At 62.0% G+C, this 22,925-nt stretch carries 19 protein-coding genes and 1 pseudogene; 9 read left to right on the top strand and 11 right to left on the bottom strand.

Translation table 11 applies throughout. From position 1 onward, the window contains the following. Positions 1-7: 7 nt before the first annotated feature. Both ABID58_RS27285 and ABID58_RS27280 read right to left on the bottom strand, forming a co-directional pair. A complete protein-coding gene (locus tag ABID58_RS27285) occupies positions 8-1,396 on the bottom strand; it encodes an MFS transporter (RefSeq protein WP_354035875.1) in 1,389 nt (462 codons plus the stop codon). A 51-nt stretch (positions 1,397-1,447) separates the two neighbouring features. Further along, positions 1,448-1,852 carry a hypothetical protein gene (locus ABID58_RS27280; protein WP_354035874.1) on the bottom strand — a complete coding sequence of 135 codons (405 nt, stop codon included), beginning with the start codon at positions 1,850-1,852 and terminating at the stop codon, positions 1,448-1,450. A 25-nt stretch (positions 1,853-1,877) separates the two neighbouring features. On the opposite strand from ABID58_RS27280, the gene ABID58_RS27275 reads away from it, so the two are divergent. Beyond that, positions 1,878-2,297, top strand: a complete 420-nt coding sequence (locus ABID58_RS27275; RefSeq protein ID WP_354035873.1) for a hypothetical protein — start codon at positions 1,878-1,880, stop codon at positions 2,295-2,297. 196 nt (positions 2,298-2,493) lie between these two features. On the opposite strand, the gene ABID58_RS27270 is transcribed toward ABID58_RS27275, so the two are convergent. Beyond that, a complete protein-coding gene (locus tag ABID58_RS27270) occupies positions 2,494-5,865 on the bottom strand; it encodes an adenylate/guanylate cyclase domain-containing protein (protein ID WP_354035872.1) in 3,372 nt (1,123 codons plus the stop codon). A gap of 212 nt (positions 5,866-6,077) precedes the next feature. Between ABID58_RS27270 and ABID58_RS27265 the strand changes: the two genes are divergently transcribed. Next, entirely contained in the window at positions 6,078-6,323 is a 246-nt protein-coding gene (locus ABID58_RS27265) for a phage integrase N-terminal SAM-like domain-containing protein (RefSeq protein WP_354035871.1), read from the top strand. Between the two features lie 298 nt (positions 6,324-6,621). Here the strand turns inward: ABID58_RS27265 and ABID58_RS27260 are convergent, their stop codons facing one another. Then, positions 6,622-7,332 (bottom strand): hypothetical protein, encoded by a 711-nt coding sequence (locus ABID58_RS27260; RefSeq protein WP_354035870.1) that lies wholly within the window; start codon positions 7,330-7,332, stop codon positions 6,622-6,624. Between the two features lie 311 nt (positions 7,333-7,643). Between ABID58_RS27260 and ABID58_RS27255 the strand changes: the two genes are divergently transcribed. Continuing rightward, positions 7,644-7,844 (top strand): DUF6494 family protein, encoded by a 201-nt coding sequence (locus tag ABID58_RS27255; protein WP_354035869.1) that lies wholly within the window; start codon positions 7,644-7,646, stop codon positions 7,842-7,844. A gap of 96 nt (positions 7,845-7,940) precedes the next feature. Here the strand turns inward: ABID58_RS27255 and ABID58_RS27250 are convergent, their stop codons facing one another. After that, positions 7,941-8,168, bottom strand: a complete 228-nt coding sequence (locus ABID58_RS27250; RefSeq protein ID WP_354035868.1) for a hypothetical protein — start codon at positions 8,166-8,168, stop codon at positions 7,941-7,943. A 1,499-nt stretch (positions 8,169-9,667) separates the two neighbouring features. Here ABID58_RS27250 and ABID58_RS27245 point away from each other — a divergent pair. Further along, on the top strand, positions 9,668-10,798 hold the full coding sequence (locus tag ABID58_RS27245; RefSeq protein WP_354035867.1) for a helix-turn-helix transcriptional regulator: 1,131 nt from the start codon (positions 9,668-9,670) through the stop codon (positions 10,796-10,798). Positions 10,799-10,887: 89 nt separating this feature from the next. Here the strand turns inward: ABID58_RS27245 and ABID58_RS27240 are convergent, their stop codons facing one another. The 5 genes from ABID58_RS27240 to ABID58_RS27220 all read right to left on the bottom strand — a co-directional run bounded on the left by ABID58_RS27240 (position 10,888) and on the right by ABID58_RS27220 (position 16,046). Continuing rightward, on the bottom strand, positions 10,888-11,697 hold the full coding sequence (locus ABID58_RS27240; protein WP_354035865.1) for an SDR family NAD(P)-dependent oxidoreductase: 810 nt from the start codon (positions 11,695-11,697) through the stop codon (positions 10,888-10,890). 105 nt (positions 11,698-11,802) lie between these two features. Further along, positions 11,803-12,720: an MBL fold metallo-hydrolase gene (locus tag ABID58_RS27235; protein ID WP_354035864.1), complete on the bottom strand. Its 918-nt coding sequence runs from the start codon at positions 12,718-12,720 to the stop codon at positions 11,803-11,805. A gap of 37 nt (positions 12,721-12,757) precedes the next feature. Further along, positions 12,758-13,963, bottom strand: coding sequence for an NAD(P)/FAD-dependent oxidoreductase (locus ABID58_RS27230; RefSeq protein ID WP_354035862.1), 1,206 nt, complete (start codon positions 13,961-13,963; stop codon positions 12,758-12,760). A 43-nt stretch (positions 13,964-14,006) separates the two neighbouring features. After that, a complete protein-coding gene (locus ABID58_RS27225) occupies positions 14,007-14,996 on the bottom strand; it encodes an alpha/beta fold hydrolase (RefSeq protein ID WP_354035860.1) in 990 nt (329 codons plus the stop codon). A 99-nt stretch (positions 14,997-15,095) separates the two neighbouring features. Continuing rightward, complete coding sequence (locus ABID58_RS27220) at positions 15,096-16,046, bottom strand: helix-turn-helix transcriptional regulator (protein ID WP_354035859.1); 951 nt, start codon at positions 16,044-16,046, stop codon at positions 15,096-15,098. Between the two features lie 514 nt (positions 16,047-16,560). Between ABID58_RS27220 and ABID58_RS27215 the strand changes: the two genes are divergently transcribed. Then, entirely contained in the window at positions 16,561-17,490 is a 930-nt protein-coding gene (locus tag ABID58_RS27215; RefSeq protein ID WP_354035858.1) for a helix-turn-helix domain-containing protein, read from the top strand. 150 nt (positions 17,491-17,640) lie between these two features. On the opposite strand, the gene ABID58_RS27210 is transcribed toward ABID58_RS27215, so the two are convergent. After that, a complete protein-coding gene (locus ABID58_RS27210; protein ID WP_354035857.1) occupies positions 17,641-18,384 on the bottom strand; it encodes an SDR family NAD(P)-dependent oxidoreductase in 744 nt (247 codons plus the stop codon). 145 nt (positions 18,385-18,529) lie between these two features. On the opposite strand from ABID58_RS27210, the gene ABID58_RS27205 reads away from it, so the two are divergent. The 4 genes and pseudogenes from ABID58_RS27205 (at position 18,530) to ABID58_RS27190 (ending at position 22,645) form a co-directional block, all read left to right on the top strand. After that, on the top strand, positions 18,530-19,300 hold the full coding sequence (locus ABID58_RS27205) for a methyltransferase domain-containing protein (RefSeq protein ID WP_354035855.1): 771 nt from the start codon (positions 18,530-18,532) through the stop codon (positions 19,298-19,300). A gap of 214 nt (positions 19,301-19,514) precedes the next feature. After that, positions 19,515-20,516, top strand: a complete 1,002-nt coding sequence (locus ABID58_RS27200; RefSeq protein ID WP_148752379.1) for a DctP family TRAP transporter solute-binding subunit — start codon at positions 19,515-19,517, stop codon at positions 20,514-20,516. Between the two features lie 236 nt (positions 20,517-20,752). Beyond that, positions 20,753-21,118: pseudogene (locus ABID58_RS27195) on the top strand (TRAP transporter small permease); the annotation flags it as partial. A gap of 243 nt (positions 21,119-21,361) precedes the next feature. Continuing rightward, entirely contained in the window at positions 21,362-22,645 is a 1,284-nt protein-coding gene (locus ABID58_RS27190; RefSeq protein ID WP_347340232.1) for a TRAP transporter large permease, read from the top strand. Positions 22,646-22,925: the final 280 nt, after the last annotated feature.

Here is a 22,925-nt window from a genome sequence, read left to right as displayed (position 1 = left end):
AGCCGGCCTACTTCACCGCCAGCCGTAAAAAGCTCATCACGCTGCCGAGTGCGGCAAAGCCCGCGCCTAACGCCAGGGCCACGGTCGCGCCGTTGTGGCCGGCGAGCGCAAAGCACGCTGCGGCAAGCGCTGCGCCGGTCGTCTGCCCCGTCAGGCGCGCGGTGGCGACGATGCCCGAAGCGCTGCCGCCGCGGTGTGGCGGCGCGCTTGACATGATCGCCTTCATGTTCGGCGCCTGGAAGAAGCCGAACCCCATGCCGCAGATCATGATCCGCCAGACGATATCGGGAATGCCCGGGTTCGCCGGAAGCAGCGCGAGCAGCGCCATGCCGAGACCGAGCAGGACGAGGCCGATGCCGCCCAACAGGCCGACCGGATGGCGATCGGAGAGGCGTCCCGCGATCGGCGCCATGATGCCGACCACCAGCGGCCACGGCGTCATGAAGAAACCGGTCTCGACCTGCGAGCGTCCGAGCACGTCCTCGAAATAGAACGGCAGCGAGACGAAGGCGAGTCCCTGCACCGCGAAGGAGCAGACGGCGGTCGCCGCCGACAGCGCGAACATCGGCCGGCTGAACAGGTCGATCGGCAGCATCGGCGCGGGATGGCCGGCATGGCGGCGCGTCAGGATGAAGCCGAGCGCGAGCGCCGTGACCAGCTCGACTGCGACGATAGCAGGCGACAGATTATGCGCGGCGCTGCCGATGCCCGTGATGAACAGGCCGAGGCAGATGGCGGCGAGAAGTGCGCCGAGGAAATCAAAACCGTGATCGGCGCGCGGCGTCTTCGGCAGCATCGCAAAGCCGATGCCGGTTGCGACGAGGCCGAACGGGATGTTGACGGCGAACAGCCACGGCCATGGACCGACCGCGAGGATGGCGGAGGCGATCGAGGGCCCGAAGGTGAAGGCGGTGGCGACCACCAGCGCGTTGTGGCCGAAGCCGCGCCCCTGCATCCGGCCGGGATAGACGAAGCGCACCAGCGCGGTGTTGACGCTCATGATGCCGCTCGCACCCAGGCCCTGCAGGGTGCGCGCGACCAGCAAGCTGTCCAGCGACCAGGCGACGGCGCAGAACAGCGAGGCGATGGTGAACAGCACGAGGCCGCCGAGATAGATGCGCTGGTGCCCGACGATCTCGCCGAGCGCACCGAGCGGCAGCAGCGTCGCCACCAGCGCGATCTGGTAGACGTTGACCACCCAGACCGACTGCTCCGGGCTGACATGCAGATCCGCGGCAATGGCGGGCAGCGCGATGTTGGCGATCGCGGTGTCGAGCGAGGCCATCGCCAGCGCGGTGAAGATCGCGGCAATCGCCCAGCGGCGCTGCGCGGCCGGCAGGCCATCGGCAACGGGATGATCGGGCGCGCGCGCAGCGGCAGGTAACGTGATTGTCATTGCCTTGCGCGTTCTCCGACAGCGGGGCTCGAATGGTCTTTCCGGCATGTACTACGCCCGAGGCTGCTGCCACAGGCATATGCTTGCATGCATTGTATGCGCGAAGGTCAGGCGATGAGCCTGCGCGCTGTGCTGCGCGCGGCGTCTGAGCGCCTCCAGCTCAATATGCGGCTGGATGAGCACGCGTTTTCTGCTTTTTCTTTCGGGCTCGAACCGAACAGCTCGAAAACAACCCCATGCACAGTAGAAGGTCCCTTGACGGACAACGGGTTTTTCGTTCGGCTCCGGACCGACCTTCGGCGAGTCGGCTACGTTGACACGTCGGGCAAAACACCGGCACGATGTCATCATGGCGGCGATCGGGTTGACGATCAGGCCACGTGCGAACTGATACGACTCGGTGGCTTTCTGCTTCGCGGCATAGATGCTTGATGTGAGGTCCTTCCAGAACATCATTGCCCGGGCAAACGGGGAGGACTGGATGATGCTTTCACGGATCGCACAGCTCGGATGTGCTCTGGCTGCAATGCCGATCGCTTCAGCTCCGGCGCAGGATCGGGACTATGCCCGAACGATCGGCCTTACCGACGGGATCTTCTGCAACTACGACTATTCGCTCTCCAGCGCCGCAACCGAGCCCGGCAAATGGTGGAAAACGCCCCATACGATGCGCGTGAAAAAGATCGAGTGTAGTGGGATAGATCTCGGCGCTGTGGACGAGGACGTCGACGTCAAATACCGGAAGGCGACCGTCAAAACCAATCTGCTCGGGGAATTGACGGTTATCGTTGCCGGAGGCGAACACTCAATCAGGCTCGAGACTGGCCTGACGCTTAGCCAAATTCAGAAAATCAGGCGCCTGTCGTGGTTGAAGGTTCTGGCCGCGCCGGCTGCCTCCTGATCTGATCTGTGAGATAGTCTGTCGCTGCGGCGAGAGCGCATCGTTTGATTGGATTGAAGATGAGCGCAGAGCATTTGGAGCGCGCACTCATAAACCTTCGTCGATGTCCGGTTCGCCCGATACCGACCACCTTTGTGCAATCGGAGCAAATGTCGCGATGGACCAATAGCGGAACTCACTGGTTATTTCGATTGCTTCATCGCGGGAGCTCATCGAGCAGCGCCCTAGCTTCCTTCAGGTCGCACGTGTCGAAGCCTTCCGTGAACCAGCCGTAGAGCGGGGCGAGAAGATCGCGGGCATCCTGAATCCGATTCCGTTTTTTCCAGAGCCGAGCAAGACTGATGGCAGCCCGGAGTTCAAAGGATTTTGCCTGTTGCTTACGGGCCAAGTCCATTGCCTGCAAGAAACACTCCTCGCACATGTTGATAGGCTCACCTCGCAACAGGCCTATTTCTCCCTCCCTTCGATGTAGCTCCGCTCCCCAGAAATATTCTCCAGTCGCTGTCACATGATCCTTTGACTCGCGCAGGGCCTGCAAGCTTGCTTCATTGTTGCCCATCCTTGCGTACATTGTCGCGAGTAGGCAAAAATAATGCGAGAGATGATATTCGGTCCCGATCTTCCGCAGCTTGGCTATTCCCTCGCCGCACAGCATAATTCCCCGTTCAAGTTGACCACTCTGAGCCAGCCCCCAGCCTGCCAAAACGGTTGCATGCGCGTTCCAAGTTGGTAGTTGATGCCTTTGCGAGAGCTCGATGGCCGTTTCGACGAAATTGTTGAGGCTCTCAAGGTCACCAATTAACTCGCTCAATTGGGCTCCCGCAAAGAAACAAGCAAATGCACTGCTGTTCGCGTGGTTCAGTCTTGGCGCTAAACTGAATATTTTGTCGCGAACTGCCAATGCTTGCTCTGGGTATCCCAAAATCCAAAGCGCCAACGCAAGAAACGAGCCGCCCGAAACACCCGGATCGACTATGTACTGGGAAGCTAGGGCGCGATCCCGCTCTGGATCATGTAGCGGAAGGATCGGCTCAAGATGGGCTTTGGCCTCCGCAAATCTTCCGAGCTGAAGGAGTGCACTGCCCATTGCGCGGTGCGCTACTAGCAGCGCAGTCCGGTCACCCCTGTTTTTGGCCACCGACCAACAGCGATTGGCCATGCCCAGTCCATCCAAGGTCTTCCCGCGGTTGATGCAATAGATGGCCTGTCCAAATAGAACCGGTAGAAGGTGCTCTGGGTCGCCCAATTTCTCACATAACTCAGCCGCCCTCGCACGGGCAGTAGCCACCTCTGGGCTGGCCCAGCCGTGTGCGGCTACCAAAGGCGTTCCTAAAGCGACCTGGAATTCGAGCTCGCTCTGATACCGCCCGATCGAGTCGGGCAGTTTTAGCAGCAAAGCCAAACCACGGTTGAGGTGTCGCAATGCCTCAGCGTTCGCGGAGCGTTCCGCGGCATGTCGGCCAGCTTTCAACCAGTACGAAATGCCGGGCTCTAGTTGTCCGGCTTCCGTGAAGTGATAGGCTACAAGCTCCGGCTCTGCTTGTGCACGTTCAGGAAATCGATTCTCCAAAACGTGAGCAACTTGGCCGTGCAATATTGAGCGCTTGCTGCGTAGCAAGCTACTGTACGCCGCGTCTTGAACCAGAGCATGCTTGAACAGGAAAGTTGGTCGCGAAGTTGTTCCACGACGGAGTATCAGCCCAGAATGGAGCAGCCGTTCCAGGGCCACTTGGAGTTCATCGTCTCTGTCTCCTGAAACAGCGTCTCCTGAAACAGCGGCTAGAAGCTCATATGAGAACTCCCGCCCGATAACCGCTCCGATCTGGGCAGCCTCCTTGGCGGCACCGAGCCGGTCAAGCCGCGCCATCAAGGACGCATGCAAGCTCGCTGGCACCGCGAGGTCCGGCAACGGAGCTGCGACGACCGTCCGCTGCTCTGCGTCCTCGCCTCCGGCGTCCAGCACCGCCTTGGTCATCTCCTCCACGAACAGAGGAACGCCGTCGGTGCGCTCGATGATGTCCTGCCGAATGCTTTCCGGCAGCAGTTTGCTGGCGGCGATGTGGTCGATCATCGCGCTGGCATCGCACTCTGCCAGTCGATTAATGATGAGAGCCGTTACGTACGGCTGAGCGAACCACGACGGCTCGAATTCCGGCCGGAACGTCACAAGCAGCATAACGCGAAGGGTGCGAATTTGGTCTATGACCCGACCGAGCACTTCCAAGCTCGTCGGGTCGGCCCAGTGAGCATCCTCGAAGATCATCAACACCGGATTTTGACGTGTCAGCGCCTCAACGTGTGAAACGAGAGCCTCCAGAGTTCTCTCACGACGCTGCTGCGGGGTCAGTTCGAGCGCGGGATAGCGACCATCGTTTGGTAGCGACAGCATCGCGGCAAAGAGCGCAGCATCCTCGATCAACGTTGCGGTCTGCGCGAGCACCGCATCGAGCTTGTCGAGCCGACTTGCGGGTTTGTCATCGCGCGCCAGTCCGGCAGCATGCTCCATCTGTTGGATGATCGGATAGAGCGCGCTGTCGGCATGCTGCGCAGAACAGAAGTAGCGCATGCGCGTGTGCGGCTCGGCGGCGATGCGTTCCAGCAGCGCCGCAGCGAGTCGCGATTTGCCGATGCCGGCTTCGCCCGATACTAACACCACCTGGCCATCTCCGGCTCTTGCTCTGCTCCAGCGTTGCAAAATCAGCTCAAGCTCTTCTTCTCGTCCGACCAGTGCTGTTAGCCCGCCGGGATGCATTGCCTCAAACCGGCTCGCGACATAACTTGACTGCAGCGCCGCGAAAGCTCTCACCGGCCTTGCAATCCCCTTAAGGTCCTTTGGCCCGAGGTCCCGTAGCTCAAAGAGATTGCCGAGCAGCCTGCGCGTGTCCTCGGCAATGACCACCGTGTTTGGCTCGGCAAGGGACTGCAGGCGTGCCGCGAGATTTGGGGTCTCGCCGACAATGCCGCGCTGCTGCGCTTCGCCGGACCCGATCAAATCGCCGACGACAACCAGTCCTGTGGCAACCCCAACCCGCACCTGCAGCGGCTCAGGCGCCGAAAGGGTATCGACCGCATCGATCAGCGCGACGCCGGCCTGAACTGCACGCTCGGCGTCATCCTCGTGGGCCGCCGGATAGCCGAAATAGATGAGAACGCCATCGCCCATATATCTGGCGACATAGCCCCCGAAGCGGCACACAGTATTGGCCACGCACGTCTGATAGGTCGTAATGACCTCGCGCAAGTCCTCAGGGTCCATACGTGCTGAGAGGGCGGTCGAACCGACAAGATCGGCGAACATCACGGTCACGTGGCGGCGCTCAGCGGTGTCGGTCGGGACTTGGTCGATCCTCGGAGGAGCGCCGGATAGCGCCGTTGGCGCGCACGCTTCAGCGCGCAAGCCATTGATGGCGTCGAGGAGCTTGCGGCGGTGCCCGACAGATGCGACACCAAGGTCCTTCAAATCCTCCGCCGTCAAGCTCGGCAGGACCGTGTCGTCGATCTTATTCTCTCGGAATGCAGCCTCATATCGTTCGAGGCCAAGCCTCCGCAGCCAACCTCCGACGTCCATGACAGCGCCCCTGGTTCGCATATCGCAACATATTCCCCCCGGCGATACTGTCTGTCTAGGGGCGCCGGAATGACCGGTTTGGGTCATTGGACTAAACCGCTCGCGCGGTAGGACACCGGGGCCGGCGGCACAGCCAAAAGGATAGCGCAACAGGGCGTCCTGTCTTGAGATCGAGGGGTTTCGACAACCTCACTCAAGACAGGAGCATCCCCATGACCGACGAGGCCATGAGCCCATTGCGGCGGCGCATGATCGAAGACATGACGATCCGCAAGTTCGCGCCGAAGACCCACCATGACTACGTGCAGAGGGTCAAGAACTTCGCGGCGTTTCTCGGGCGATCACCGGATACGGCAACCTTCGAGGACGTGCGGCGCTACCAGCTGCATCTGGGTATTACGGTGACAGGTATTACGGTGACAGTGCACTTAATTATTGTCGAATTGAATGCACCGTAATATGGTGATAGTTTCCGGAGGAGAGCACTCAATCAAGCTCGAGACCGGCCTGACGCAAAGCCAGATACTGAAAATCAGGCGCCTGTCGTGGTTGAAGGTTCTGGCCGCGCCGGCTGCTTCCTGACCTGATATTACCTCTGAGATAGTCTGTCACTGCGGCGAGAGCGCATCGTCTGATTGGATTGAAGGGGAGTGCAGAGCATAGCGCGCATTCGATGTCCGGTTCGCCCCGATACCGACCGTTTTGTGCAGTGGCAGCAAATGTCGCGACGGCACATTAGCGGAAGTTGCCCCGTAGCTATCGTGGCTCTCTCAGATGCCAGCCACCATTCCGGTGCTCGATAGAAGTCGATACACTTCGTTGGGGGGCTCTGAGAGACGATGCAAGAAGTTTGACGCGCGTGTTTCCGTCCCAGCCGGTAAACTCATAGGGCCAATCCCCATCGTCCGGGGTGCGATAGTGCCATTCCTTGAGAGATGGATCGGGCGTGCTTGGAATGACATCCATTCCGTCGGGAGGGCCAGCGGGCCCGATCGACGAGGCGACCGAAGCGAGCCAGCGCCTGTCCGGCGAGTAGTGCGGGTGCGCAACGATTTCCGTGGCGTCACCCGTGTTGGCTCTCACGAGGAGCCAGCTCGCACCTTCCCAATAATCGACCTCGATCAAGACAAGGTCGTGCTCGGGAAAATACCCCGTCAGCTGATATTTGACGCAGCCCTCGGCCTCCTTGCTCTGACACTTTGCTTCCTCGTTGAGATAAATTCTCGTCTTCCCGTTCCTTAAGTTCAATTGCAAACCAGGGCCGACGCGCCGGGCCAGCTCACCAACCTGTTCCAGACAGGCTTTCTCCGACCGATCAGTGTCGCCGATGCCATGGTCACCGATACAACGGCCGTCCTGCGACGGATGATCAGAAAGAGAGCAGGGAGTCGCAGCAAAAGCATTCACGTCAAACAAGAGAGATGCAGCCGCGGCGGCAATTGCGAGTATCAGGGCAACCTTCATCATGGAGCCTTCGACAGTCAAAGGACCGACTTGATGGCAGAAAAGCCTCTCTAGCGGAGTTAATGCCTTAGCTCAAAGTTATCGAACCCGGACTACGGCAATGGGTCACAAGCGGCGGTCGGGGACAGCGCCAGCCGTGTCCGGTCTACGTCAAACGGCCGACCTCGCAGCCTCAGGTGTAGTCTTCAGCTCTGGGCCGACGTTGTAGGCAATCAGGTTGAGGAGGAAGTCGGCGGCGACGCGAGTTGGGCCTCGATGTTTGGTTTTTGCTCGCCTCGTGTTAGACTTCGCCTGCCCGACCAGGGAGAACAGCCATGACCGCCGAGTTCGATGAAGACCGCTTCAATATGGCTATCCGTAAATTTCTGAAGCATGTCGGAGTTACATCGCAGCGTGAAATTGAGAACCTGGTGCGTAGCGGGACGGTGAAAGATGGCAAGCTCAAACTGCGAATGACCTTGTCCGCTGAGGGGACGCCGCTGAAACATGTAGTCGAGGAAACAATCGCTCTCTGACGATGTCCCGGCTGCCTCGGCATTGCCGCCCTCTTGGTGGAGCATTCAATCCTGGTATTACGGTGACAGTGCTGGACTGCACTTAACTCTTAACTCTTATCGAATTGAATGCACTGTCACCGTAATACCCGTAATACCACCGTTCAGCGTGGCGCTACCGGCCGTGGTGCCCGCACCAATGAAGTCGATGGCATTTGCGAATGTAGCGCTGCCCCCGTTGATAACGATGCCGGCGCCATTGAATGTCAGCAGACCGCCGCCACTGAAGTTGTAGTTCGAGGCGCCCCCATTGAAGGTGAAGCCACCTACCGTGTTGTCGCCCACGAAAGATATTGAGGGGGTACTCGTAGCCCCGAAGAAAGCCGTGCCCGTTGGCACGGCGGCCGGGGTCCAGTTCGCCGCGGTATTGAAGCTGCCCGAGCCCGGATTGGACAGCCAGGTGGCGTCCTGTGCTCGCGCGTTGCTCGCAGCGAGACACATCCCGGCAAGCAGCGCCGCGGCGGCCTGACGCCGGCGCCTGCCGGCTGGGCTCGCCGCCGACGCAGTACTGATCAGCCTAAATACTGCCAGGGGGAGCGCTATCATGGTTACTTGAGCTGCCCTGATCGGTATCCGATCAGCACGTGGGCGAGATCTGATCAGATTTGGTAACCGGCTAGACCCGCGCGAAACAGAACCCATGCGCGTGCATCCGCGAAGCGAACGTGGCGCGGGATCGCGTACCCGCGCATCAGCCGTTCGGTTGAAGCCGATGCAATACCGGTCTTTAGCTACCGCTTTCTGGATTAAGTGTTGCCGAATTGCATCTTCGGCCGCGACGCCAGTTTCGCTGAACAAAACAAACGCGCGCAAGCGCGTTTAGAAACGACTGGGCAGCTGATCGGAGAGCCGGGTCGGCCTCGAGGTCCGGCGCCGTCCTTCTAATCAGGAGGGCATTCCGAAGAGGTATCACCGATCGAGTTCAGCACGTCGCGAACTTCGCCGCTGGCGCGTCAGCGGAGACACCGGCTGTCGAATCTTCGCGGGCGATATTGAAGGCTCGCTTTCGGGCATGCAGCAGTTTTTCCTGCATGATCTGGTTCTGAGCTCGGCACTCCGGAAAAATGTTTTGCCACGTCGGGAAAACTCAGCAGAGCTGTTGCATCGTCGCGCATCTTAAAACCACCCATGATGCTGCCATCGGGCGCATCGACGCGATGACTGGCCAAAATCTTGACGATTGAAGTTACGTGGGCTCGCCTGCAGCGAATGATCGCCTGCGCGTTGCCGGACCGCCCGCCATGCGCGTGCCCCAGGAGATCGACGTGAACACGGCTCCAGACCGCAACGAAGCGACGGCACTAGCCGCAACCGAGCAACCAAGGCTGCCGCCGCCCCGCGGAAGCGACTTATAGGGCTGCCCACGCCGCAAGCGATAGTCTTCCGATGTCGGCGACTGCCAAGCGTTCAAGCGCCAGGCCAGGAGTCGCGTCGCCGCCGTGTGCCTCAAGGTGTGCAGTGTGACGTTTCCTGCGTTAGGATCCAGGCGGGCGAGGCGCACTCCTGTCACCAAGCCAGCCTTGATCGCCGCCACTGCCGTTCCACTCGACAAAGTGCCTGTTCGCTGTGCCGTCTGGCAAGTTGCCACGATACTGGCGCACCAAATCTGGGCTGGCCTGCGATATTCCACGCCTGTACAAAGCTCAACCAAGGCGGGAGGCAATCGACTCGCGCCATACACACGCTCAAAGCCATCAGGTCTCAGAGCATATGGGTGTCCCACAGGTCGGTTGATGCGATTGCCCGCATCAATATCGCAGTCAGTCCAACGAGCGGTGTCGGGAATGGTCGATCCGGAATTTTTGTCGCAGTTGATCGGCGATATCTACGACGCAGCACTCGACTCCAGCTTATGGGTAGGCGTTCTCGAGCAGGCGACGCAATTCATCGGCGGAACTGCGGCTGGAATCTACTGGAAGGACATCACCGTTCAGGGTGAACTTCACTACGTATACAATGTTGAACCGTCCAGCGTGGACGCGTACTTCAAGAAATATATCCGCTTCGATCCGAGTTTGACGGCCCAATTCTTTTTCAAAGTTGGGGAGATCTACAACACGACCAACGTTTTGCCTTATGATGAGTTCGTCGAGACGACCTTCTACAAGGAGTGGGTCAAGCCGAATGGGTGGACCGATCATTTGGCTGCCACGCTCGACAAGTCCGCAACGAGCTTCGCTCAGTTCGGAGTCTTCCGAAACGAGCGCCAAGGGCTTGCCGACGACGATATGCGGCAGCGCATGCATCTATTGGTTCCCCACATGCGCCGCGCGGTGTCGATCGGCAATGTCATCGACCTTCAAAAGGAAAAGGCCGGAAGTCTGTCAGATGCGCTCAACGGGCTCGATGCCGGCGTTTTTCTGTTGGACAAGCACGGTCATATCGCATTCTCCAACATAGCCGCGCAGGCGCTGCTCGACGATGCGACGATCTTGCGAACCGTCAACAATAATTTGAGTGCTGTGGACCCACATGCGGCGCAGCTATTGCGCAATGTTCTCGCCGCCGCGAGCGGTGGCGATGGCGCTGTCGGCGTGGATGGTGTTGCCATTCCGCTGTCTAGTAAGCTTGGCCAGAATTGGGTCGCCGATATACTGCCGCTGACGTCGGGCGCGCGGCGTCAAATCGGGGGCCGACACTCTGCGGTCGCTGCCGTCTTCGTCCGAAAGGTAACAATGGCGGCGCCCTATCCGATCGAAGTGGCGGTGCGACAATTCCGACTCACGCCGAGCGAAGTGCGGGTACTTGATGCGGTGCTCAAGGTCAGCGGAGTACCTAAGATAGCGGAGACGCTTGGCATCAGCGAGGCCACCGTGAAAACTCATCTCCAGAATATCTTTGGAAAGACCGGCGTGCGCCGTCAGGCGGACTTGATCAAGCTCATTGCGGCAGATGCCCGGCCGTTTGCCGGATAAGAGCACACTCATGTCATCCACGAGCCGCGCAAGCTGCCGGTGGTGCCCGCATGAAGCGTCAGGTAGGCAACGTTATTGGGTCCGCCGGATCAGGCCAACCCCAGTCCGCCATCGATGCTGATCACCTGGCCGGTTATCCAACCCGAGGCAGGCCCGGCGAGCTGGACGATCCACTCGGCGATATCGTCGGGTACCCCGCGGCGGCCGAGCGGTATGCTGGCGCGCTCCTGTTCTTCGACCGCCGCGGCTTGTTGGGCCGACAATCCCATCATGCCGGTCAGCGCACCCGTCTCAGTTGGCCCTGGCGCGACGGCGTTCACCCTGATGCCGAATGGCGCCAGCTCCAGTGCCCAGCACCGCGTCAAATGCTCCACGGCGGCCTTGCTGGCTGCGTAGTGAGACAGTCCGGCCGCCGCCTTGTGCCCAAAGGTGCTGGAGACGTTGACGATCGTGCCGCCTGTGGCCTTGAGATGAGGAAGCGCGGCCGATGCGAGCAGGCTTGGACCGACCACGTTGACGGAGAAAATATCCGCGATGCGATCGGCGGTCACGTTGGCCAGCGACAGAATGGCGCCTGCGCCGGCATTGTTGACCAGCGCATCGAGGCGCCCCCATGTGTCGACCGCCTTGGCAATCGTACGCTTGGCATCTTCGGCGGAAGCCGCGTCGGCCGCCATCCCCGCGATATTCGCGTGTTGCAGCATCGTCTCCTGGATCAGGCTCGCGCGGCGGCCGGTGACGAGCACGTGGTAGCCCTGTTTCGCGAAGCGCAACGCCGCTGCCCGACCGATACCTGAACTGCCGCCTGTCACGACGACGACTTTTTGATCTTGCATGTTCCACTCTCCGGTGCAGCGGCCGCACCGCCTGGTTGGATTGAAGGCGAGCTTGTCGGTCACCGCGCTCCGTTACGGTTCTCGGTGACCGGCAGTTGTGAGGGTCTTGAACCGGAGCGCGCACCCACTCATGAGCACGTGCCCCGGCTCGGTCTCGCTGAGTTGCAATCAGTAGTCCCAGAACACCGGCATCCAACGGAAGGCATCGCCGGCGACTGCGACATGGCCGACGGATGGGAACGGCATATGCGTGGCCACCAGCAGCTCGCCGGTCTTGGCAATCTCGCGCAGGAGGCGGATACGAACGCGCGCCGCCTCTTCGGGATCGTGCTCGAAGCCGTTGTGCCACTCGGGCTGCTCAAACCCGACAGCAAACACGGCGTCGCCGGCGAATGTCAGGGCGTCGCCGCCGGACGCCACGCGAACCACGCTGTGTCCGGGGGTGTGACCGCCGGTGCGACGGACGACGACGCCCGGTGCGACCTCGTGCTCGTCGACGAACGGCCGGATTTGGCTGCCGTACTCCTTCGCGAACCGCTTGGCGGCGGCGCGAAGCGCATCCGGGAATCCCTGCGGCATGTTGGTGTGGGTGAAATCGGGCGCCTCCCAGAACTTGAGCTCGGCCGCCGCCACGTGGATGCGCAGATCCTTGCGCAGCCGCTGCTTCACGCCGTCGACGAGCAGCCCGCCGACATGGTCCATGTGCATGTGGGTCAGCACCAGGTCGGTCACGGACGCAAGATCGATCCCAGCGGCCTCCAGTCGCTTGATCAACTGCCCAGCCCTGGGCAGGTGCAGGTCCGGATCGGAGCCCAGTCCGGCGTCGATCAGGATGGTCTTGTCGCCGCTTCGCACCATCACCGCATTCAGTGCCCAGTCGAAAGCGTCCGGCGGCAGGAACATGCCATCCAGCCAGGCTGCCCGGACGGCGGGGTCGGCGTTGTGCGCCAGCATGGTGGTCGGCAGCGGCAGCACGCCGTCGCTGACGACCAGCACGTCGATCTCACCGATCCGCACCGCATAGCGCGACGGGACGAGCTCTTCGGGTTTCGATGTCGCGGGGGAGGATGTGTTGTGCAGATTCATTTTAGTCTCCTGTTGAGCGTTGTGGATCGTGGAATGTCTAGAGAGAGGTGACGCGCTCCGGATCGGCCGAGGCCAGCGCTGCGGCGCGCTCGGCTTTGGGCGGATAGATCCAGACCGTGTTGATTTCCTGCTTGGTCTTCTTGGCGACGTCGCCGACCATCTCGACCGCGCGTTCCCAGCCGCGGGTGAACAGCGCGCCGGCTTCGCCGAGGTCGAGGCAGGTGACGTAGGCTTTCTGGTGATAAGGCCTGGTCGAAACGCCGAGCAGCTCGGCGGCGGCGTTGTTGCCGGCGAAGGCGCCCATCCGGGTCGCGTGCTGACACGACATCAGCGCGTAATTGCCGTTGTCGTCACACGCGGCCCGTGCGGCATCGCCGGTCGCAAAGACACCGTTCACGGATGGTACGCGAAGATCACGGTCGACCAGCAGCCGGCCGAATTGGTCGCGCTCGGCGGGAATCTGCGCCGTCAACGGAGCAGCGCGCATGCCGGCGGCCCAGATCACGGTTTCGCATTCGATGTGCTCGCCGCTGGAGAGCGTGACGCCGGATTTATCGAGCGAGCCGACGCCGACACCGAGCCTGGTTTCGACGCCGAGCTTGCGTAGCGCCTCCTGGATGATGGGGCGGGGGCCCGCGCCCATGTCCGGGGCGATCGCCTCGTTGCGATCGACAATGACCACGCGCAATTCCGCATCCTTGCCGAGAATTGCGCGCAGGCGCGATGGCACCTCGGTTGCGGCCTCGATCCCGGTGAAGCCGCCGCCAGCCACGACGACGGTATTGCGCGCCTTCGAGGCCGGGCGGCTGGAGAGTTGGTGCAAATGGCGATCGAGCGCGATGGCGTCATCGAGCTGGTCGACGCTGAAGCCGTGCTCGGCAAGGCCCGGAACGTTCGGGCGGAACAAGCGGCTGCCGGTGGCGACGATCAGCCGGTCATACGACAGCTTCTTCCTGGTGCCTTGTGCGGCAACGATCTCGACGAGCTTCGCCCCGGTATCGATCGCCTCGGCACGGCCCTGGACATAGACAACGTCGATCGCGTTCAGCACGTGCTGCAACGGGGCCGTCAGGGTTTCGGGTTTCGGTTCGTAGAGCCGCGGGCGAACCACCAGTGTCGGCTCGGGCGAAACCAGCGCGATCTCGAGCTTTTCCGGCGAGACACCCTGGATGTCGCGTAGCCGGGCAGCAGAAAGAGCGGCGTACATGCCGGCGAAGCCGGCGCCAATGATGACGATGCGCATGTTGGTTGTTCCTTGGTTGAGGTATTGCGATGGAAGCGCGTGGTTACGCCGTCACGAATTTGAGCAGGTCGGCGTTGACGATGTCGGGATGTGTCGTGCACAGGCCGTGCGGCAGCAGGTCGTAGATCTTCAGGGTGCTGTGCTTCAAAAGGCGGGCCGACAGCGCTGCCGAGTCGGCAACGGGGACGATCTGGTCATCGCCGCCGTGCAGGACCAGCGTCGGCACGGCGATGGCTTTCAGATCTTCGGTGAAGTCGGTCTCGGAGAAGGCCTTGATGCCGTCGTAGTGGGCCTTGCTGCTGCCCATCATGCCTTGACGCCACCAGTTCCAGATCGCGGCCTGCGACGGCTCGGCGCCCGGACGGTTGTAGCCATAGAAAGGTCCGCCCGCGAATTCGAGATAGAATTGCGACCTGTTGGCGGCGAGCTGCCGGCGCAAGCCGTCGAACACCTCAAGCGGCAATCCGCCGGGATTGGACTCGGTCTTCAGCATCAGGGGCGGCACGGCGCCGATCAGCACCATCCTGGCGACACGATCGCGGCCATGACGTGCGACGTAGCGCGTGGCCTCGCCGCCGCCTGTGGAGTGGCCGACGTGAATGGCGTTGCGAAGATCGAGATGCTCGACGAGGGTTGCAACGTCGGCCGCATAATGATCCATGTCGTGGCCGTCGCTGACCTGGCTCGAGCGGCCATGACCGCGGCGATCATGCGCGATCACGCGAAAGCCCTTGCCGACAAAAAAGAGCATCTGGGCATCCCAGTCGTCGGCGCTGAGCGGCCAGCCATGATGAAACACGATCGGCTGCGCGGACTTCGGTCCCCAGTCCTTGTAGAAGAGCTTCACGCCGTCGTTGGTGGTAATCGAGGTCGCAACGTCGTTCGTTCCGGTCGAGAGGGTCGCTGTTTTCGTTTCGCTGCCCGCTGCCGAGGTGGAGCGGACAGTCATCGATGCCGCGTACATGAGCGTTGTCGCGAGGATTTTCCGCCGCGAGGTGCTCGCGAGCCGGCTGACGGAATTGATCAAGGCCATTTTCAGTTTCCATTTCTGGAGTTTGTGGACACCATGATTCCTAGCGAACCGCATGGCCGATGCCCCAGCGCGATTGACGCGATTGCAGCGCGATTGCTGCTAACGCGCCCGCCGCCGCCAATCGCTCGGCGATTCCCCGGTCAACTTTCGAAACGCGGCGGCAAAGGCGGTCTGCGAGGCGTAGCCGAGCGTCGCCGCGACCGAGACGACGGACAATTCGGTGTCGCGCAGCATGTTCATGGCCTGCTCAAGCCGGTGCTGGCGCAGCCAGGCATGAGGCGAAAGCCCGGTGCTGTCCTTGAATGCGCGGCAGAAGTGAAAGCGCGACAGGCCGGCCTCCGCAGCAAGCGCCCCGAGCGAGACGTCGTCATCGCTGTCCGAGCGCAGGCGCTCGATCGCGCGAAGCAGCGTCTTCGGCGCCAGCCCACCCCTGACCGGCGCGACCATGTTCGGCGAGCCGCTGTGCGCAGCGAGAAGGCGCGTCGCCAGCAAATCCATCAGTTGCTGCCTGAACAGCGTATCCAGCGCCTCGTTGCCTTCCAGCACATCCGCCGCACTCAGGAGCAATCGGGACGTCACGGGATCGGGATGGGCGGTCCGCTCCAGAAGATCGGCCGGCGCTCCGGCTTTGGCTTCGTCCGCAACACGCGTCAGCGTTGCCTGTGGAAGATAGAGCTGGACGACGTCGACGGGCTTTGGAATGTCCCACCGCGAGCTCGATCCTTCGGGAATGATGGTCACCACGCCGGGGCGAAACGTCCCGATCGCGACGGATCGTCCGGACCGCCGCTCCATCCGCTGGACCGAGCAGTTGTAAGCCATGATGACGTGGTGGCCCATGGGCGCGACGACGTCGTGCAACGGCTCGTGCTTCCAGTGCGCAATCCCGGCGCCGGACGAATCCAATGCCATGCGAAAAGGCACCGTTCCGAGCACGCGGGCCATCTCGACTTCGGCAGGGGGCCGGTCGCCGGCCGACGGGGCGTCGCGCCGTACCTGAGACACGGCGGGAATTTCATTCGAAGATTCACGCAACACAATCTTGCTCATGGACTTTGCTCGTATTGGGGGCGCGTCGCTGGGTGCGCGACGTCGCGATCATGGCGTCGGCCGCCGCATGGCGGAGCCGAACGGGCCGGTCTGGCGATCCCTGCTCAACGAATGGGCGGGGGGCCGAAGGCGATCCGTTGCAGCTCAGGCACCGTTGATTTGCGGGTTCTAGGCGGCACGAAGGCCCGCGTCTTTCCTGATGCTGCCCTGCGTTGCCTGATCCTGCTCCCAGGATGCCTCACGCGTGCAGCTTGCGTGCGTTTGTGAAAAGTCGTGATCGCCGCGTTTCGGTCGACGACACCCTCAGGTCGTCAAGGCGCGAACCGGATCGTTATGAAATGATTGGAAAATTTTGATACCGGTCGCGCTGGGGCGAGCGCGCAGGCCTTGCCGGGTGCGACGTCGTCGGTCGTGGACAGCAATGGGTGGATAGCCGATATACTGTTCTCGAAATGGCAGGACGCTGTGGCCTGCTCTTGGTCCTTTCTTTGGACCTTCACAGAAGAGACATCCGATGACCAGGACAGGCGCTTACGGCGAACGGCTCGGAGACTTCCTTCGCCTCGCGGAAGCGCCGCCCTCGCTGGTGACCCGCTCGCTGCGCAGCACCGAGATTGCGGTCACCGAAACACGCAACGACAATCCTGTGCCGGGTCTTTCCGGCTCGTTCGCTGCTGAAGATGCCTATCTCGTCAGCCTCAAGCTGCGCGACTATCCGGACTGCGAGCTCTGGGAGCAGGGCCGTCACATCAAGAAAGCGGATGTTCACGCCGGGACGACCTATCTCTACGATCTCAAGGCCGACCCGCGTTACGTGATCGACAAACCGCTTCATTCTCTCCATTTCTACGTGCCGCGTTCGGCCCTCGACGGTCTCGCCGATCAATCGGGGGCCCGACGCATCGATGCGCTGGATTGCGGGCTTGTCGGGCACGATGACGCAATCATCCGACATATCGGCGCGTCCCTGCGCGCGGGGCTGCGCCGGCCTGATGAGGCCAACCAGCTCTTCATCGATCACATGATGCTGGCGCTGACCGCGCACGTCGCTCAGGCTTATGGAGGCTACAGGCACAAGGCCGAGACCGGCCGGGGCGCACTTGCCCCATGGCAGCTGGCGCGGGCCTGCGACAAGCTCGAGTCGGACCTCAATGGCAAACTGCCGTTGCAGGCCATCGCGGCCGAACTCGGCCTCTCGGTCAGTCATTTCTCGCGCGCGTTTCGCGCCTCGACAGGGCTGCCGCCGCATCGCTGGCTTCTGCATCAGCGCGTGCGAACCGCCAAGCGCTTGATGAGCGTGCGCGGCCTGTCGCTGTCCGAGGTTGCGATTTCGGCCGGCTTTGCCAACCAGAGCCACTTCACACGAGTCTTCTCGGCGACGACAGGGGTCAGCCCGGGTGCATGGCGGCGCGATGCGCTGGGAACGGCAAGCCGCGACGCATGATCTGCGTCGGATGCACTCCGTCATTGCGAGCGCAGCGAAGCAATCCAGACTGTCACTGCGGCGGGATTCTGGATTGCTTCGCTGCGCTCGCAATGACGATGCGGATGCTGCGAGGCTAGGGGCGCACCATAGGCGTGGCGAAGGCGAAACTCAGAATTGATACCGTCTCAAGCCCCCATCCACCGGGATCACCGTTCCCGTGATGTAGCGCGCCACCGGTGAAGCCAGAAACACCGCGAGCGCCGCGAGGTCTTCCGGCTCGCCCCAATAGCCGACCGGAATCTCTTCCTCGGCAAAGCGCTCGCGATAGTCCGGCGGATAGTTGCGGCGGATCTGCTCGCTCATGATGCGGCCGGGCGGGATGCAGTTGATGGTGATGCCGTGCTCGCCGATCTCGCGCGACAGGCCCTTGGCCCAGGCGTGCACGGCGGCCTTCGCCGCGAAGGCCGCGTTGAGGCCCTCCGGCTCGGACTTGCCGGTGATGTTGACGATGCGGCCCCATTTGCGTTCGATCATCTGCGGCAGCAGCGCATGCGCGATGCGGCGGTAGCTGGTGAAGTTCAGCGCGATTGCCTCGTCCCATTGGCTGTCGGGCGCATCGACCGGCAGGGGGCGGCTGCCACCGGCATTGTTGATGAGGATGTCGACATGCCCGAATTCCCTCAGCGCGAAGGCTGAAATCTTCTCCGCCGCGTCCTTGGCCATCACGTCCTGCGCGCATGGCGTGATCAGCCCGCCGCCGACCTCCTTCACAAGTTCGGCAAGCAGGTCGGTTCGCCGCGCCACGCCGACGACGCGCACGCCTTCGGCCGCGAGGCCCTTGGCGATGGCGCGGCCGATGCCGATGCTCGCGCCGGTGACGACAGCGGTTTTCGATTTCAGCCCGAGGTCCATGGTCACAGCTCTCTTGTTTGCTTTTTTCGTTCGTTGGCCGTTGGTTTCCTGCCCTGTCCCGGGTGCGGCGATTTGCCCGAGCGGGACGAGCAGTGGTAACCAAGGGTGACGACGAAGGAAATACGAAAAAGAAAAGGCGCAGGTTATGGTGTGGGATCCGCAGCAATATCTGAAATTTTCCGGCCACCGGCTCCGGCCCGCGCTGGACCTGCTGATGCGGATTCCCGATCTCGGTCCTCGCGAGGTCGCCGACCTCGGTGCCGGCGCCGGCAATGTCACCAAGCTGATTATGGAGCGCTGGCCGTCCGCCGCGGTGACCGGCGTCGAGGGCTCGGCCGAGATGGTTGCTGCGGGGCGCAAAGCCGCGCCTGATGTGGAATGGTCACATGAGGATCTCGGCCATTGGCGCCCCGCTAAGCAATATGACGTCGTCTATTCCAATGCCGCACTGCACTGGCTGCCCGATCATACGGCACTCTTTCCGTCGGTGATGGAGAAGGTCGCGCCCGGCGGCATGCTTGCGGTGCAAATGCCGCGCAACTTCCTGGCGCCATCGCACGTGCTGATCGGCGAGACCGCCCTGAGCGGGCCCTGGCGGTCCAAGGTCGAGCACCTCGTGACGCCGCCGCCGGTCGAGGGGCCGGCCTTCTATCACGATTTGCTCGCGCCGCTGGCGCAGAACATCGACATCTGGGAGACCGAATATCTTCAGGTTCTCGAAGGCGACAATCCCGTGAAGGAATGGACCAAGGGCACCTGGCTGACGCGCTATCTCGACGTGCTCGAGGGCGACGAGAAGGCCGCGTTCGAAGCGGCCTACGGGATGCGAGTGGCGAAGGCCTATCCGAAGAACGCCGCGGGGCAGACACTATTCCCGTTCCGTCGGCTGTTCATGGTTGCCCAGCGCAAGGGTTAATGTCCTTCGGCGATGCGACATAAGCGCTCGCTGGGAGCGGCCGGAGCGGGCGTCGGGTTGCGCATGCGGCCGCCATCAAGATAGCTTCGCTGCGGCATAGCTTCGCTGCGGCAAATTGGGCTTAGGTCTAGTTGTTCGGGGTCCGGATTGCTGCCACTACTGGAACCGTAAAACAAAAAGCACCCGGTTTCCGAGGTTGTTGGGGAGGTCCTTCATGCGCAAACTGCTCTTTGCGGTCGCCGCAGCCGCGTTCGCTCTGGCCCCTGCTGTTGCGCAGGCGCAGAGCCCGATCATCATCAAGTTCAGCCACGTCGTCGCCAACGATACCCCGAAGGGCAAGGGCGCGCTGAAGTTCAAGGAGCTCGCCGAGAAGTACACCGACGGCAAGGTCAAGATCGAAATCTATCCGAACTCCTCGCTCTACAAGGACAAGGAGGAGATCGAGGCGCTCCAGCTCGGCTCGGTGCAGATGCTCGCACCATCGACCGCGAAATTCGCGCCGCTCGGCATCAAGGAATTCGAGGCGCTCGACCTGCCCTGGCTGTTCAAGGACGACGCGACCTATTCCAATGCGATGAAGGGCACCCTCGGCAAATGGCTGTTCCAGAAGCTGGAAGCCAAGGGCATCACCGGTCTCGCCTATTGGGACAACGGCTTCCACATGGTGTCGTCGAGCCGTCCGCTGACGAAGCCGGAAGATTTCAAGGGCCTGAAATTCCGCATCTCCGGATCGAAGATCGCCGACCAGTATTTTCGCCTGATGGGCTCGATCCCGCAGATCATGGCGTTCTCGGAGGTCTACCAGGCGCTGCAGACCGGCGTGGTCGACGGCTGCGAGAACACGGCGTCCAACTATCTGACGCAGAAGTTCTACGAAGTGCAGAAGGACATCACCGTGTCCTATCACGCACATCTGCAATACGCCGTGATCGTCAACTCGAAATTCTGGTCCGGCCTGCCGCCTGACATTCGCGCCCAGCTCGAGAAGGCGATGGCGGACGCGACCGAATATACCAACCAGATCGCGCACCAGGAGAACGAGGACGCGCTGGCCGAGATCAAGAAGACGGGCAAGACCACGCTGCATTATCTCACCGACGCCGATCGCAAGGCGTGGCAGGAGGCGATGCAGCCGACCTACAAATGGGCTAAAGGCCGGGTCGGGCAGGAAGTGCTCGATCTCGTCGCCAAGGAGCTCGACGTCAAGATGAACTGACGCGTTTTCCGGGAGAACAATACCAACGGTCGGGAGTGTATGCACTCCCGACCGTTTCGTATCGATAGGGGGACTTTGATTTGCTTCGCGTGCTGAACCAGGGGCTCAATCATCTCGAAGAATGGTTGATCGCGACGCTCATTGCGGCTGCAACCGGCCTGATCTTCATCGCGGTGGTGCACCGGTATGGTGCCGGCGAATCGATCGTGTTCTCGCGATGGGCGGCCGCGCACGGGATGACCTGGCTCGCGTCGCTGTCGATGGCGGTATTCACCTTCCTGTCCGAGCTCGATCTGTCCTGGGCGCAGGAACTCTGCATCTACATGTTCATCTGGATGGCGAAGTTCGGCGCGGCCTATGGCGTGCGCACCGGCATCCATGTCGGCGTCGATCTGCTCGTCAACCGCCTGCCCGAGCATTCGCGCAAGCATGTGATCCTGTTCTCGCTGCTGTGCGGCGCGCTGTTCACCGGCATGATCGCCGCTTTCGGCGCCTCCTTCGTGCGCGAGATGTTCCACACCGGGCAGCAGTCCAACGACCTGGAAGCGCCGATGTGGTTCGTCTATCTGGCGATCCCGCTCGGCTCCGGGTTGATGTGCTTCCGCTTTCTTCAGGTCTCCTGGTTCTATTACTGGACCGGCGATCTGCCGCATCATGACGAGACCCATGTCGAAGGCGTGGAGGCCGCTGTTTCGCCGGCGCTGCATCCGCAGCCCGCCGGCACTGCTACGAAGGCGGCTTCCCGCAAAGTCTCGCCGCTCGGCGTGATCCTGATCATGGCGCCGATCCTGATCTTCGCGCTCTGCCTTGGCGAGAAGACCGGCTTCATCGTGCTGCCGCATTGGCTGCGCGCCTTCACGGTGTTCGCGCTGCTGATCGCGCTGATGCTGACCGGCATTCCGGTCTCGATCGCGCTCGGCCTCACCGTGATGACGTTCCTGTTCACGCTGACGACAGTGCCGATCGAAGCCGTCTCGATGAAGCTCTTCACGGGCATCGAGGGCTTCGAGATCATGGCGATCCCGTTCTTCATCCTCGCCGGAAATTTCCTGACCCATGGCGGCGTCGCGCGCCGCATGATCAATTTCGCGACCTCGCTGATCGGGCACTGGCATGGCGGCCTGGGGCTCGCCGGCATCGTCGCCTGCGCGATGTTCGCATTGGTGTGCGGCTCGAGCGTGGCGACGGTCGCCGCGATCGGCGCCATCGTGCTGCCCGAGATGGTCCGCCACGGCTATCCCATGCGCTTCGGCGCCGGCATCATCACGGTCGCCGGCTCGCTCGGCATATTGATGCTGCCGTCGATCCCGAAGATCGTCTATGCGGTCTCGACCAACACCTCGATCGGCGCGCTGTTCGTTGCCGGTCTGCTGCCAGGCATGCTGCTGACGACGATGCTCTGCATCGTCACTTGGTGGCTCGCGCGCAAACGCGACTATCCCCGGATGCAGAAGGCGACCTGGGGCGAGACGCTCCACGCCTTTCGCGAGAGCATCTGGGGCCTGATGCTGGTCGTCATCATCATCGGCGGCATCTATAGCGGCCTGTTCACCGCCACCGAAGCCGCCGCGATGGCCGCGGTCTATTCCTTCATCATCGCCGTGTTCGTCTACAAGGCCATCAAGATAGTGGACGTGCCGCGGGTGCTGTTGCGCGCCGCCAACACCAGCGCGATGCTGCTCTACATCGTCACCAACGCGGTGCTGTTCTCCTTCGTGCTCTCCAACGAGAACCTGCCGGCGACCTTGGCCGATTGGATCGCGGCGCAGAACCTCGGCTGGGTCGGCTTCCTGCTGGTCGTCAACGTGCTGCTGCTGCTCGCCGGCAACTTCATGGAGCCGAACTCGATCATCCTGATCATGGCGCCGATCCTGGCGCCGGCGGCCAAGAAGCTCGGCATCGACCTCGTCCATTTCGGCATCGTCATGGACGTCAACATGGAGGTCGGCCTCTGCCATCCGCCGGTCGGCTTGAACCTCTACGTCGCATCGATGATCGCGCGAATGCGCATCACCGATCTGGCGGGAGCGGTGATGCCGTGGCTTCTCACCATGCTCGGCTTCCTCGTCATCGTGACCTACTGGCCCGATCTAACGCTGTGGCTGCCGCGGGTGCTGGGGATGCATTGAGGCGCGCAAGCGGCTGCGCTAACGGTGCACCCTCTCCCCTTGTGGGCCCCTTGTGGGAGAGGGTGGCTTCGCGACAGCGAAGCCGGGTGAGGGGTATCTATCCTCACGAACAGTCTTGCGAGCAGAGAGAACCCCTCATCCGGCGCTTCGCGCCACCTTCTCCCACAAGGGGAGAAGGGAAGAGGCTGTCCAGACCGGATAGAGAGGTAACACAGTAGACCGGATGGATGGGTGACAGTTCTCTGTCGGCTGGGAGGATCAGCCGATGCCTTGGCGGGAG

This window comes from Bradyrhizobium sp. S3.2.6 (assembly GCF_040546885.1).
In the GTDB taxonomy this organism is placed as follows: domain Bacteria; phylum Pseudomonadota; class Alphaproteobacteria; order Rhizobiales; family Xanthobacteraceae; genus Bradyrhizobium; species Bradyrhizobium cytisi.
This window is presented reverse-complemented; position numbering and strand designations above follow the sequence as displayed.